This is a genomic window from Pseudomonas sp. 22085 (assembly GCF_052045815.1).
Lineage (GTDB): Bacteria > Pseudomonadota > Gammaproteobacteria > Pseudomonadales > Pseudomonadaceae > Aquipseudomonas > Aquipseudomonas glycinae.
The window spans coordinates 283,147-296,861 of the sequence record NZ_JBQEQA010000005.1 but is presented as its reverse complement, the minus strand read 5'-3'; the positions used below and the strand labels follow the sequence as shown (position 1 = coordinate 296,861).

The following is a 13,715-nucleotide window of genomic DNA, read 5'->3' as shown; positions in this document are numbered from 1 at the left end:
GAACGTCGGGACGAAAAAAAAACCGCTGCTTTCAAAGCAGCGGTTTTTGATCGTTGATCGTTAGATCGTTCCCACGCTCCGCGTGGGAATGCCGCCATGGACGCTCCGCGTCCGCTTTGTGACGCAGAGCGTCACGGTATGCAAGCGTGTGAAGGAATCAGCGCGGGGACAGTTCGATCACGCAGCAGCCGGCATTGACGGCGATCTCGGTCAGCCCGGTGTTACCGTCCAGTTGCAGACAGTCATGGCGGCCGAGTTGCGACGCACTGTCACCGACCGTGACCTCCAGCAGTTCGCTGACGCTGAAGACCAGCACGGTGCTCGCCGAACTGAAAAACCGCTGTTCGCCGTCCAGCCATTGCAGGCGTGCGCTGTAACGCTGGGGCGAGTAGATCAGGTTAAAGTCACGGATCGCGCCGCCGAGCAAGGTGCAGGACACCTGGCTTTCGCCGCTGAAGGCAAACGGGTCGAGGGGTAACAACGGCCGGGTATCGTCGCCGTCGACACACAGGGTCATGCCGTCGCCCTGCAACACCGTGATCACCCGCTGATAACCGGCGAAGGTCGAGAAACCGCCGGATTCGGCGATGTCGGCAATCGACAGACGCCAGCCAAAACCGTCGAGGCCTGCGCCGGCGTCACGGGTGATCTCCTCGGTGCTGCCGCCGCCGTTTTTCCACGGCATGCGCGGGTAGCCCTCAGCGCGTAAAACCTTCACTTCACTCATTTATGAAACCGACCTTCCAGACGATGACGGGAACCGGGGTGAATCAGGCGCGCCGCCGTCACCGGCTGACGACCCGACCACGTGCGGCGGCGGATCAGCAGGCATGGCTCGCCTTTTTCGATTTGCAGCAATTTGCATTCGGACGCTTCGGCAAGGATCGCTTCGACCACGTGCTCGCCTTCGGTCAGCGGCGCGACCTGGTTCAGATAGGCGTAAGGCGTTTGCAGGGTGAAGTCCTGCTTGAGGTATTCCGGGGCGACCAGCGCGTTGACGAAGCGGTCTTCGATCTGCACCGGAATGTCGTTTTCGTAATGCACGATCAGCGAGTGAAAGACCTTCTGCCCTTCGCGCATGTCCAGCGCAAGCGCGCGCTCGGAACCGGCAGCCTCTTCTTCCAGGGTGATCACCTGGCAGGTGTGGCGATGGCCACGAGAGGCAATTTCGTCGGCGATGTTGTGCACTTCGAACAGCGCGGACTGGCTCTTCGGTTCAGCAACGAAAGTGCCGACGCCTTGCATGCGTACCAGCAGACCGTCGGCGGTCATTTCCCGCAGCGCGCGGTTGATGGTCATGCGGCTGAAACCCAACTGGCTGACCAGCTCGCTTTCCGACGGCACGCGGTAATGCGGCGGCCAGTTACCGCTGTCGATCTGCTGGGTAATCATCTGTTTGACGCGGGCGTACAAGGGCGCCGGACTGTCGCCCATGTTCGCGGCCAACGGGGAGACTGGAGGCGGAGTCGGCACGGTGGATCCCTGTTCATTGGTGAAAGTGGCTAGCTTGCCGGAGTTTACCGGGCAGGCAAACGTCTGTATATGTATATACAAATAACACACGATGGGGTGCTGAACCATGTCCGCCTTCTTTGCCGAACGCGCGCTGCTGCCTAACGGATGGGCCAACAATGTACGTCTCGAGGTCAGCGCCGATGGCGTGTTGACCCGAATCCAGGCCGATTCCACTGCAGACGGCGCCGAACGGCTGAGCGGTCCGCTGCTGCCGGGGATGCCGAATCTGCACTCCCACGCGTTCCAGCGAGCGATGGCGGGACTGGCGGAAGTGGCCGGCAATCCCAACGACAGTTTCTGGACCTGGCGCGACCTGATGTATCGGCTCGTCGGAAAAATCAGCCCCGACCAGCTCGGTGTGATTGCCCGTCAGCTGTACATCGAAATGCTCAAGGCCGGTTACACCTCGGTCGCCGAATTCCATTACGTCCACCACGATCACAACGGCCAGCCTTACGCCGACCCGGCGGAACTGGCATTGCGCATCAGCCAGGCGGCCAGTTCCGTCGGCATCGGTCTGACCTTGCTGCCCGTGCTCTACAGCCACAGCGGTTTCGGTGGCCAGACGCCGAACGAAGGCCAGCGCCGTTTCATCAACAGCACCGAAAACTACCTGAAGCTGCAATCGCGCCTGCAACCCCTGCTGGCACAGCAAAAGGCGCAGTCGCTGGGCCTGTGCTTTCACTCGTTGCGCGCGGTCACGCCACAGCAGATCAGCGAAGTACTGGCGGCCAGCGACCAGCAATGCCCGGTGCACATCCACATCGCCGAGCAGCAGAAGGAAGTCGACGACTGCCTGAGCTGGAGCGGTCGCCGTCCGCTGCAATGGTTGTACGAAAACACCGAGGTCGATCAGCGCTGGTGCCTGGTGCACGCGACCCACGCCAATCCGGAAGAAGTCACGCTGATGGCCAAGAGTCGCGCCATCGCCGGCCTGTGCCTGACCACCGAAGCCAACCTCGGCGACGGGATTTTCCCGGCGGTGGATTTCCTCGCTCAGGGCGGGCGCATGGGCATCGGCTCCGACAGCCATGTGTCGTTGAGTGTGGTGGAAGAACTGCGCTGGCTGGAATACGGCCAGCGTCTGCGCGATCAGCGGCGCAATCGCTTGTATGGCGCGGATCAGCCGATGGTCGGCCGTACGCTGTACGACGCGGCACTGGACGGTGGCGCTCAGGCGCTGGGCCAGCCGATCGGTGCGCTGGAAGTCGGCAAGCGTGCCGACTGGATCGTACTCGATGGCAACGATCCGTATCTGGCCACGGCCAACGGTGACGGGATTCTCAATCGCTGGTTGTTTGCCGGTGGCGACCGTCAGGTGCGCGACGTCCTGGTCAACGGTCAGTGGGTCGTGCGCGAGGGGCGACATGCCGGGGAGGAATACAGCAATCGCGCCTTTACCCAGGTCCTGCGAGAGCTTTTGGGCTGACACAAACTTCTGTTACTGATCGTTCCCACGCTCTGCGTGGGAACGCGGCCCGGGACGCTCCGCGTCCCAAAAGCGGACGCAGAGCGTCCATTGAGGCATTCCCACGCGGAGCGTGGGAACGATCAGAACAGGAGAAGTCAGTTGGACGTCTTGGCCATTTGTTGATCCGACGTACGCCAGATCAGGCGCGTGGTGTCATAACCCTGCTGACGCGCCTTGCTCAACAGCTCCTCACGCACCACACCGTTGACGGTCGGCGTGCGGGACAACAGCCACAGGTAGCGACGACTCGGGTCACCGACGAGGGCGGTCTTGTAGTCATCGCTGACGTACAGCACCCAGTATTGACCCTTCGCCACACCCGGAATCAGGCGCGAGAACCAGGTATCGAATTCGACCCACAGCTTGTCGGTCTTGCCCGGCACCTGTGGATAAGCCGTGCCTTTGACTTCTTCCCACGTCCAGTCCGCCGTCAGGCAGCGGTTGTACACCGCCACATTGCCGTCGGGCTTGAGCGAGTAACGGGCTTCGGACTGCGCGCAATTGCGCTGGAAGTACATCGGCAGACGCGCCAGTTCGTACCAGGTGCCCTGGTAACGCTTGAGATTGACACTGTTGACCGTCTTCGGCGCCAGCGGATCTTCACCGGACGTGGCGCAGCCGACCAATACCAGGCCGGCCAAAAGGACAAGCAATAACCGCTTCATTGTTTTTCTCCCGTGGGCGCGAAGCCCCGGTTTACTTCAGGCCTTGGCCGGAAAACATCAGCACTTTGTCACCGGCGTACTGCACGCTGATAAAGCTGTTCTTGTCGCCCCAGGTGCAACTGGACATGCCGAGCGCGCCCGAGCAATCGGTGGGCTTGCCAAGCAGCGTCTCCACTTCGGCCTTGGCCATGCCGGCCGAGAGCTTCGAATAGTTTTCCTGATTGACCTTGCTGCATGCGGCCAACAGCACGCAAAACGACAGAAGGGCGATAGATCGCAGCGACATGGTGTAACTCCTGGAACGGAAGGGGGATGGCATGGCGCCAACCAGAAGCTTAGAAGAGAAAACCCCTGTCTGGTTCCCTGGGAGGCTGGCTATTTGTTAACCCGCTCGTCCGGCTTTTGCCGGTAAATCAGACAGTTTGTAAGGCTATCGAGCATTTCGTCGCTTTTAGCAAAAGGCGCCTAATCTTTGGCGCGTGGCGGTCGAAATAACAGCAGCGCAAAGCCCCAGAGTGTGGCAAATTGCCGCCCTTTCTTGACCAGCCCCTTCGCGGTAGCTCTCTTAATGACCAGAAACATGAAATTCAGCCACAAGATCTTGTTGGCTGCCGCCCTCGTGGTGGCCGTTGCATTCGCCTGTTTCATTTTGTTCAACGACTATCGCCAGCGCGAAGCCCTGCAAAGCAGCACCGAAGCATCGATGCAGGAACTGGGCAGCCTGACCACCAGCAACATCCAGACCTGGCTGGAAAGCCGCATCCAGTTGCTGCAATCGATGGCGCAGCAGGTTGTCGCCGACGGCAACGCCCCGGCCAGCCTGAAACGCATCATCGACCTGCCCGCCTACACCGGCAATTTCCAGCTCAGCTACTTCGGCGGCGCCGACGGCGTGATGTTCTCGGTCCCGGCCGGCAACCGCGCACCGGATTACGACCCGCGCGCCCGTGGCTGGTACAAGGCCGCCAACGCTGCGCAACAGACCATCGTCACCGAACCGTACATCGCCGCCTCGTCGGGCAAACTGGTGATCACCGTCGCCACGCCGGTACAGCGCCAGGGCCAGATGATTGGTGTGGCCGGTGCCGACATTGATCTGTCCAGCGTCAGCGCAATCATCAACTCACTGAACTTCGGCGGCCACGGCCATGCGTTCATCGTCAGCGCCGACGGCAAGATCCTGATCCACCCGGACAGCAAGCTGGTACTCAAGACCCTGGCCGAGGCCTATCCCAACGGCGCGCCGAACGTCAGCCCGGGCCTGAAAGAAGTCGAGTTCGACGGCAAGACCCAACTGATCTCCTTCACCCGCGTCAACGGCGTGCCGTCGGCCGACTGGTACGTGGCGCTGGTGCTGGACAAGGACACCGCGTTCTCGATGCTCAGCGAATTCCGCACCTCGGCGCTGATCGCCATGGTCATTGCCGTAGTGATTATCATCGCCCTGCTCGGCATGCTGATCCGCGTACTGATGCAACCGCTGCTGACCATGGGCCGTGCCATGCATGACATCGCCGAAGGCGAAGGTGACCTGACCAAACGCCTGATCATCCACGGCCACGATGAATTCGGTGCGCTGGGACTGTCGTTCAACCGTTTCGTCGAGCGTATCCACACTTCGATCCGCGAAGTATCGTCCGCCACCGGGCAAGTCAACGAAGTCGCCCTGCGCGTGGTCGCGGCGTCGAATTCGTCGATGTTCAACTCCGACCAGCAGGCCTCGCGCACCAACAGCGTGGCCGCCGCGATCAACCAGCTCGGCGCCGCCGCCCAGGAAATCGCCCAGAACGCCGCCCTCGCCTCACAACATTCCAGCGATGCGCGCAGCCTGGCCGAAGACGGCCAGCAGGTGGTGGATAAAACCATCCACGCGATGCAACAGCTGTCGGCGAAGATCAGCGACTCCTGCGGCAACATCGAAACCCTGAACAGCAACACCGTGAACATCGGGCAGATTCTGGAAGTGATCACCAGCATCTCCCAGCAGACCAACCTGCTGGCGCTCAACGCCGCCATCGAAGCAGCCCGTGCCGGCGAGGCCGGTCGTGGTTTCGCCGTGGTCGCCGACGAAGTCCGCAACCTGGCACACCGCACCCAGGATTCGGCGCAGCAAGTGCAGAAGATGATTGAAGAGCTGCAAGTCGGCGCGCGTCAGGCGGTCGGCATCATGACCGAGAGCCAGCGTGAGAGCGAAAGCAGCGTCGGCATCGCCAACCAGGCCGGCGAACGCCTGGGCAGTGTGACCCAGCGCATCGGCGAGATCGACGGCATGAACCAGTCGGTGGCGACCGCGACGGAAGAACAGACAGCGGTGGTCGAGTCGATCAACGTCGATATCAACGAGATCAACACGCTGAACCAGGAAGGCGTGGAGAACTTGCAGGCGACGTTGCGGGCTTGTGCGGATCTGGAGCAGCAGGCTGCGCGACTCAAGCAGTTGGTGGGTAGTTTCCGGATCTAAGTCGTTCGAAGCCGTCTTCGCGCTTGAACCCGCGAAGACGGAACAACGCTAGACACGCTTGTCACCTCGGACTGACTCAGGACTGAATTAAGACTAAACTCAGTCCTATTCCACCCAGCGAGGCGCAGCCCGTGAAGCTTTCATCCCAGATCAAACCCATCAGCTACCTGAAAAGCCATACCGCAGAAATCGTCAAAACGATTAGCGAAAGCCGTGAGCCGCTGGTGATTACCCAGAACGGCGAAGCGAAGCTTGTAGTCATGGACGTCAAAAGTTTTGAAGAGCAGGAAGAAACAATGGCTCTGCTCAAACTGCTTGCCATGGGAAATCGAGAAATTGAGGAAGGCAAGTACAGGGATGTTGAAGACGTTTTCGCAGAGCTGGACAGGATCGACCCCCAATGAGTTTGAGGGTCGTTATTCTTCAGTCCGCCGAAACAGATCTCAAAGATCTTCGCACCTACCTCATCAAACAGTTCTCACCTCAAACCTGGCATAGCACCTATGCCAGCTTGAAGGTCGCTATTCGTAGTCTCGCATCCTTACCCTATTCAGGCTCCATTCCCGAAGAAATAGAAAGGCTGAACCTCGGTCAATATCGACAAGTCATCTCTGGCTTGAATCGCATTGTTTATGAAGTCCGAGAGCAGACCATCTATATCCATATCATCGCTGATACGAGAAAAAACCTGCCTGCGCTCTTGATGAAACGTTTGCTTCAAGGCAATCCGTGAGTCTGATGAAGCTTCAGAAACTCGACCCCGGCTGCGAAAGAAACTCCAGCTCCTCAACCGTAGACTCCCTCCCCAACACCGCATTGCGATGCGGAAACCGTCCAAACCGCGCAATCACCCGCTGATGCCGCTCGGCATAGTCCAGATTGTCGGCAAACACCCCGCGCTCCGCTTCCGGCTGTTCAGCCACCAGTTCGATAAATCGCGAGACCGCTTCATTCTGCACCGCGAGGTTTTCGCAGTGTTCGAAGACGAGGTAGATGAAGAGTCGCTGGATCGGCTTCAACTGCCGATCGAAATCTGCGGCAATCCCCTGAGCCACCAGTTTTTGGGCCCGTAGATCACCCGAGAAAGCCTTGGACGTATCGCGAAAAATCATTCGCGGGAGTTGGTCGAGCAGCAGCACCAGCGCCAGCCAACCTTCGGGACGTTGCGTCCATTCGGTCAATTCGCCAGCAAGGGCCTGATCGACAAAGACCCCGAAACGCTCACGCGCTTCGAGGTCCTGGCTGTCTTTCTTGCCGAACCACAACTTGCCCTTTTCAGCCGTTACATCCTTTGCCGATTCGGAGTGACCGAACCACCAATCGAGCAACGGCTGCCAGGGCGCGGTCATGGTTTATTCCTTGTGGTAGGCCGTAGCGCGGGCGACTTCTTCTTTCGAGCCGAGGAACACCGCTACGCGCTGGTGCAGGCCTTCAGGCTTGATATCGAGAATGCGCTGGTGACCGTCGGTGGAAGCGCCGCCTGCCTGTTCCACCAGGAACGACATCGGGTTGGCTTCGTACATCAGGCGCAGTTTGCCCGGTTTGGACGGCTCGCGGCTGTCGCGCGGGTACATGAACAGACCGCCACGGGTCAGGATGCGGTGCACGTCGGCAACCATCGCCGCGACCCAGCGCATGTTGTAGTTCTTTTTCAGCGGGCCTTCTTCACCGGCCAGCAGTTCCGAAACGTAGCGCTGTACCGGAGCTTCCCAGTGACGCTGGTTGGACATGTTGATGGCGAATTCCTGGGTGCTTTCAGGAATGGTGATGTCTTCGTGGGTCAGGACGAAGCTGCCCATTTCGCGGTCCAGGGTGAAGCCTTTGACGCCGTGGCCCAGGGTCAGCACCAGCATGGTCTGCGGGCCATAGATGGCATAACCGGCGGCAACTTGCTGAGTGCCCGGCTGCAGGAAGGCCTTCTCATCCAGGGCTTCGTTCTGGCTCAGATATTCGTTCGGGCAACGCAGCACGGAGAAGATGGTGCCGACCGGGGCGTTGATGTCGATGTTCGACGAACCGTCCAGCGGGTCGAATACCAGCAGGTAGGCGCCTTTCGGGTATTTGCCCGGGATCTGGTAGGCGTTGTCCATTTCTTCGGACGCCATGCCGGCCAGGTGACCGCCCCATTCGTTGGCTTCGAGCAGGATTTCGTTCGACAGCACGTCGAGCTTCTTCTGCACTTCGCCTTGCACGTTTTCTGTGCCCATGCTGCCCAGAACGCCGCCCAGGGCGCCTTTGGACACGGCGTGGCTGATCTCCTTGCAGGCACGCGCCACCACTTCGATCAGGAAGCGCAGATCGGCAGGAGTGTTGTTGCTGCGGGTCTGCTCAATCAAATAGCGACTCAGGGTAACGCGGGACATGGACGGCTCCGGTGGAATGGGGGGCTAAAAACCCGCGCAGTTTACAGGGAGTCTGAAACCGTAGCGAGCAATGACGCCCGGTAACGTGCGTCGGGTGCAATTCCTGCTATCAGACGTGATCGAACCCAGAGAGTTCAGGCACCGGATTCAGCGTAGTTGGAAACCCGACGGGTGTAGAGGCCACCCCCGTCATATTCAGGACTTGGCCGGCGGCTTGCGCAGCAGACTGAAGGCCATCGCCGCCAGAAACAGCACACTGAGCAGCAACACCGCCCACAGGCCGAACTTCTTCCAGTGGGTGTCGGTGGTCGCAGCCGTGGTGGCCGTCGAGGTCTGAGTCGCCAGCGCTTCACCCTGCACCGTGGCCTTGCCCAGCGTGGCCAGTTTCTCCGGTTTGAAATCGGGGATCAGCGTGGTCAGCGGCAGGTTCGCCGTCTTCACCGTCGGATTGCCCAGCGCCAGGCTGTAAGGCCCGTCGCCGCGCGCGAGGAAAATGACCTGAGTGGCGCGCACCGCGTATTTCACGCTCGGTGCCTGCTCGCCGAGACCGCCGCCGCGTTCGTCGACCGTGAGTTTCAACTGCTGCACGGTCTGGCCGTAGAGCTGCAATTCGTTCTGCACCACGTCCTGGCCATTTTGAGTCAGACGATAGAGCAAGCCGCTGCTCAGCGGTTGCCACGGCAGACTGCTGTCGCGACGGCCCGAGAGTGTCACCGGCGCCAGGCTGTTGGCCTGTTTCAGTTCGACCTGCACTCGCTCGATGTTCAGCCCCATCGGCAACTGCCAGGTGTATTCCCCGGCCTTGCCGCTGCTGCCGGCCAGCGCTGGCGACCAGACCAATGGCAGCGGCAGGTTGCGCGGGTCGCTGCTTTTCAGTTGCGCCGACGTCAGGACCGGCGCCGAGGCCGGCGAATCCCACAGCAGACGCAGATACCGCGCCGATTGCCCCGGCAGCGCCACTTCATGTTGCTCGACCCGTTCGTCGGCAAAGGTCAGGCGCGCGACCTGGCCTTCGCCCCAGGCTTGCCAGTGCTGCAGGTCGTCGCTGGCCTCGATGCTGAAACGCTGGAAGCCGTCGCGCTCGCTGGTCCAGTCGAGGATCAGTTGCTGCAACGGCGCCTTGATCGCGCTGGCGTCGAGCAGCCAGCCACGCAGGACTTCTTCCCCGGCTTCAAGCTGACTGGACGGCTGCACTTCCACCAGCGTGCCGGTGGTGGTGGATTGCACGCGAACGCTCGGCGCACGTTCGGTGGCATCCGCCGAGTTGTACAGCGGGAACCACTTCACCTCATGCAATTGGCCATCGTCGCGGGTCTGCGCCGATTCCCGGGCCAGCGCATAAGCCTGCGGTTCTCCGGCGGCGTTGAACACCCGCAGGTCGCTGAGATCGGTCTGACGTGCCTGCAACTGCACGCTCAGCGGCAGTTCGAGGCGATACCATGGGCCGGAACCACTGACCGACAACGGCACCTGCGCGGCGAAGTCCGCCGGTTTTTCCTGGGCGCCGGCCGCCATGGCCACGCCCAGCAACAGCCACCCGAGATTAAGCTTGCGACTCAAGACGACACTCCTTCGGTTTCCGGGGCCGGTTGGTCCGCCTCCGGTGCAGCGTCGACGCGTTTGGGCGGCAGCGGCGCGAAGTAGCCCACCACCAGCAGCAACACGCCGACGCCGATAAACGAGACGATCCGGGCCAGCCCGCCACGGTTGCTCAGTTCGACAAAAATCAGTTTGGCCACCACCAGCGCAATCAGCGCCGCGCCGATCAGCCACACTTCGCGACGATGGCGCAGGTGCCCGCCGATCATCAGCCCGAGCGCCATCAGCGTCCAGACGATCGACAACCCGGCCTGCACCAGCATCGATTCGAGCAGCAGATCCAGCTCGAACGGAATCCCTGCCCAATGGTGCGCAGCGCGGGTGACCAGCGCAGTGCAGAACGCAAACAGGGAAACGCCGGCAATCAGTTGCGTCGCGTATGCCGCGTAATCCTGACGGATCGACAGCTCGGCAACGGCGCTGCGCGACCAGACATAAACACCGAACAGCGCAAACAGCAGACCCAATTCCAGCGGGTTGAGCAGCGGCACATAAGGCAGCGGTTCGGCGTTGCCGTCGCTAATGCCATTGGCCAGCCAGAACCAGACGAGCATCAACACCGCCAGCGGCGCCGCCGCGTACAAACGATATTCGCGAGGGAACGCTGCTACCGGCCATGGCCATTGACGCGGTGCGGCCATCAACAACAGATACACGCTCGGCAAAATCGCCCAGCCCAGCCAGCGCCAGGCGTTGTACTGCTCGGACAACAGCAGCAGGCCGTAGCGCAGCTCCAGCGCCAGCACGCCGATCAGCAGCCAGCAACCGAGCACATGCGCCGTACTCAGGGCCCGCGCCGGCAGCATCGGTGCCAGACGTCGCAGGCTGATGAAATGCACAACGAACACCGCCGCCCACGCCAGCCAGCCGAAATCCGCCGCCGGGTGATAACGCGAATGCCACGAGACCAGCAACACCAGCCCGGCCACCGGAATCAGCAAGGTGCAGAGTAGACCGAGCGACGGCCATTTCAGGCGCAAGGCCAACACCGCCCACAACGCGACCATCAACGCGGCGACCAGCAGCAATAGCGAATTTTCCAGATTCACCGGCGCAAACCGCATCACTTCGCTGACCCACGCCAGCGCCCACCAACCGGCGCCCCACACCAGCAACACGTCGGACAGTCGCTGCAGGCTCAGCACATCGAACGCCGAAGCGTGATTGCCCAGTTGCAGGCGCCACGCCCCGATCATCGCCGCCAGGCCCAGCACCAGTGGCGTCCAGAATCCGCCATGGGCCAGCGGTCGCAGCCCCTCGCTGGACAGCGGCCCGAGCAACTCGGGGCCGGCCAGCAAAAACGCTGCGCCACCGATCAGTTGCAAGAGCAGTCCGAACACAAAACTCACGCGCTGCTTGAGGTACAGACTGAGCCAGATGATCAGCAAACCACTGGCCGCCCATACCGCGCTCGCGGTCTGCCACGGCAGGACGAACAACACCGCCAGATTGATCAGCACCAGACCTGCCAGCAGCACCACCGACAAACCGCGCAGCAGACGAACATCGCTGCGCACCATCTCGTCGCGCGCCGCCAGCAGCATGCCGGCGATCAACGCCAGACCGATCAGCGAGGCGCTGAGCAGACCGCTCCAGCCGGCGCTGAAAACGGCCGCCGAATCCTCGCCCGCCCCTTGCAGGCGCAACAGGAATAACGCCCCGCCAAGCAACTGCACGGCAAACGCGGTGAACAGGAACGTGCGCGATTGCAGGCGCAAGCCGACGAACAAGGTCGCCAGCCCGGCCAATGCCCAACTGATCGCCGTGCCCTGAATGAAGAAGAACAGCGGCGCCAGCAGATACAGGAAGGTCAGCCCCAGGCACGCCAGCACCGGCAAGCCCTGACGCTCCCAAGGTGAAGTTTGCTCCGGCGACGCCTTGCGCAATTGATGGAAGCTGAACAGCAACGCCGCGCCGAGCATTAATGCGCCCAACGGCGCACCGTCGAGCAGGCTGCTTTCGCCGACGCGCAGCTGGCTGAGAAACCCCAGGGCCGAACCGAGTTGCAGCAGCAATGCGAAAGCCCGGGCCAACGGCCGTTGCTGACGCAAGCCCAGCCAGAAAATCCCCGCGCCCTCCACCGCCCACGCGGCAGATGTCCAGCGTGCATCCAGCCCCAGCGGAATCGCCAGGCTGGCGAAAATCACCCCGAGCGCCAGGCAAGTCTCGCCCAGCAACATCGCCCGACCGCCCATCAGCACTTTGGCGAGGGCCATGTAAATCATGCCCAGCGCCAGTGCGCTGAACGCCGCCGCAAACTCAAGATGCTGAACCAGCGCGAATTGCAGGCCGAAACCCACCAGCGGCGGACCGAACAGCATCGTCCCGTCGACGTAATCGCCCTTGCGCGCCGACCAGTGCAGCAGCGCCTCGCGATCGCTCTCTGCCGGTGCGTCCGGCATGTCCAGCAACTTGCGCCGGGCGAACAGCAGGCCGATGGCCAGGTACATCAGGAAGAACAGCATCAGGAACGGCTCGGTGCTCCACAGCAGTTCCGGCGTGTACGAACGCAAGCCCCAGGCGAAACCGATGCCGAAGGTGCCAACGAAGCCGATCAGGTTGAGCAGGCGCCAGGCCTTGAACCAGGCGATGGCCAGAATGCCGGCGTTGAGCAGCGCGAAATAACTGAACAGCGCCACATGGTTGCCGGCGCCGGTGGAGGTCAGAATCGGCGCGGCGAAACCGCCCAGTGCGGCGACACAGGCCAGGGCCAGGGAGTCCTGAGTGATGGCCAGAATGGCCGAAAACACCGTCACTGCCACCAGCAATCCCAGCGCGGCAGACGGATCGAGCAGCGGATGCAAACGCATCGCCGCAAACACCGTCAGGTACAGCACCGCGATCCCGGTGCCTTGCAGCATCAAGGCGTAGCTGTTGTTGCGATGGCGCAACCACCAGCCCAGCGCCAGCAAGCCCAGTGCTGCCGCCGCAACCCCGGCGTAACGCAATTCGATCGGCACCACCATGCCTTCGGTGGCGTAGCGCAACAGGAAAGCCAGGCCGAAGAACAACAGCACCACGCCGACCCGCAGCACAGTGTTGCCACCGAACAGCCAGTTGCGCGCAGCGCTGATGCCGCGCTCGATGAGGTTCGGGCCACGGGGTTCGGCGGGTCGTCGGGGTTCAGGTTCAGGCGTAACGGCGTCCAGACGCCAGACATCGACCGGCAGCGGCTGGCTGGATTCGCTGGCAGCGACGGCAACAGGTTCGAGTTCGGGTGGCAGTTCCCAGACCAGCTCGGGTTCTGCGGCAGCGTGTTGTTCAAATACCGTGACAGGCTCGACGACTGTTTCGCTGGCCGGCGCGACACTCGGAGGCGCTGGCGAATGTGCAGGAGCGCCCTCCAGCAGAAACAGACGCTGTTCGACGCCCTGCAACGCAATCTTCGCGTGATCCAGCTGACGCTGTTGCTCGGCAGCCTGTGAACCGAGCCGCGCGATACGCATCGCCTGGCCGATGGCAAGCCCGAGCAAGGCGCCCAACAGCGCATCGCTGAACGACTCGTCGAGCAGCCAGCCGAGCAACAGCCCGATCAACATGAACATCCATTGCATGGTCGATATCCCTGAGCAGCCCCGTGACGGGGCGGAACCAACGCTCAGTATATCGGCCCGGCCCAACAATCGTGGGGCCGGGCGCAC

12 protein-coding genes are annotated in these 13,715 nt (G+C 61.8%); 4 read left to right on the top strand and 8 right to left on the bottom strand.

All coding sequences use genetic code 11. From position 1 onward, the window contains the following. Positions 1-157: 157 nt before the first annotated feature. Positions 158-727, bottom strand: a complete 570-nt coding sequence (locus ACTJK7_RS08185) for a HutD/Ves family protein (protein WP_108559163.1) — start codon at positions 725-727, stop codon at positions 158-160. Continuing rightward, positions 724-1,434 carry a histidine utilization repressor gene (gene hutC, locus ACTJK7_RS08180; RefSeq protein WP_170844914.1) on the bottom strand — a complete coding sequence of 237 codons (711 nt, stop codon included), beginning with the start codon at positions 1,432-1,434 and terminating at the stop codon, positions 724-726. The genes ACTJK7_RS08185 and hutC overlap by 4 nt, the downstream gene beginning before the upstream one ends. Before the next feature lie 145 nt (positions 1,435-1,579). Here hutC and ACTJK7_RS08175 point away from each other — a divergent pair, with 145 nt between their 5' ends. Beyond that, entirely contained in the window at positions 1,580-2,944 is a 1,365-nt protein-coding gene (locus ACTJK7_RS08175) for a formimidoylglutamate deiminase (protein ID WP_108559161.1), read from the top strand. Positions 2,945-3,081: 137 nt separating this feature from the next. Here ACTJK7_RS08175 and ACTJK7_RS08170 read toward each other — a convergent pair whose 3' ends face one another. Both ACTJK7_RS08170 and ACTJK7_RS08165 read right to left on the bottom strand, forming a co-directional pair. Further along, a complete protein-coding gene (locus ACTJK7_RS08170) occupies positions 3,082-3,651 on the bottom strand; it encodes a lipocalin family protein (RefSeq protein WP_108559160.1) in 570 nt (189 codons plus the stop codon). Between the two features lie 31 nt (positions 3,652-3,682). After that, positions 3,683-3,937: a hypothetical protein gene (locus ACTJK7_RS08165; protein ID WP_007952486.1), complete on the bottom strand. Its 255-nt coding sequence runs from the start codon at positions 3,935-3,937 to the stop codon at positions 3,683-3,685. Positions 3,938-4,219: 282 nt separating this feature from the next. On the opposite strand from ACTJK7_RS08165, the gene ACTJK7_RS08160 reads away from it, so the two are divergent. From ACTJK7_RS08160 to ACTJK7_RS08150, 3 genes are all read left to right on the top strand, one after another. Next, positions 4,220-6,112 (top strand): methyl-accepting chemotaxis protein, encoded by a 1,893-nt coding sequence (locus ACTJK7_RS08160; protein WP_199912998.1) that lies wholly within the window; start codon positions 4,220-4,222, stop codon positions 6,110-6,112. Positions 6,113-6,243: 131 nt separating this feature from the next. Next, the gene (locus tag ACTJK7_RS08155; protein WP_039764708.1) at positions 6,244-6,516 is read left to right on the top strand and encodes a type II toxin-antitoxin system Phd/YefM family antitoxin; all 273 of its coding nucleotides are present in this window, start codon (positions 6,244-6,246) and stop codon (positions 6,514-6,516) included. Further along, positions 6,513-6,845 carry a type II toxin-antitoxin system RelE/ParE family toxin gene (locus ACTJK7_RS08150; RefSeq protein WP_064382809.1) on the top strand — a complete coding sequence of 111 codons (333 nt, stop codon included), beginning with the start codon at positions 6,513-6,515 and terminating at the stop codon, positions 6,843-6,845. Before ACTJK7_RS08155 ends, ACTJK7_RS08150 begins: the two co-directional genes overlap by 4 nt. Positions 6,846-6,858: 13 nt before the next feature. Here the strand turns inward: ACTJK7_RS08150 and ACTJK7_RS08145 are convergent, their stop codons facing one another. The 4 genes from ACTJK7_RS08145 to ACTJK7_RS08130 all read right to left on the bottom strand — a co-directional run bounded on the left by ACTJK7_RS08145 (position 6,859) and on the right by ACTJK7_RS08130 (position 13,628). After that, complete coding sequence (locus ACTJK7_RS08145) at positions 6,859-7,461, bottom strand: DUF924 family protein (RefSeq protein ID WP_085654427.1); 603 nt, start codon at positions 7,459-7,461, stop codon at positions 6,859-6,861. A gap of 3 nt (positions 7,462-7,464) precedes the next feature. Next, entirely contained in the window at positions 7,465-8,475 is a 1,011-nt protein-coding gene (locus ACTJK7_RS08140) for a class 1 fructose-bisphosphatase (RefSeq protein WP_007952492.1), read from the bottom strand. Between the two features lie 195 nt (positions 8,476-8,670). Continuing rightward, on the bottom strand, positions 8,671-10,035 hold the full coding sequence (locus tag ACTJK7_RS08135; RefSeq protein WP_085654428.1) for a DUF3999 domain-containing protein: 1,365 nt from the start codon (positions 10,033-10,035) through the stop codon (positions 8,671-8,673). Beyond that, positions 10,032-13,628, bottom strand: a complete 3,597-nt coding sequence (locus ACTJK7_RS08130; protein ID WP_440780021.1) for a DUF2339 domain-containing protein — start codon at positions 13,626-13,628, stop codon at positions 10,032-10,034. The genes ACTJK7_RS08135 and ACTJK7_RS08130 overlap by 4 nt, the downstream gene beginning before the upstream one ends. Between the last annotated feature and the right edge of the window lie 87 nt (positions 13,629-13,715).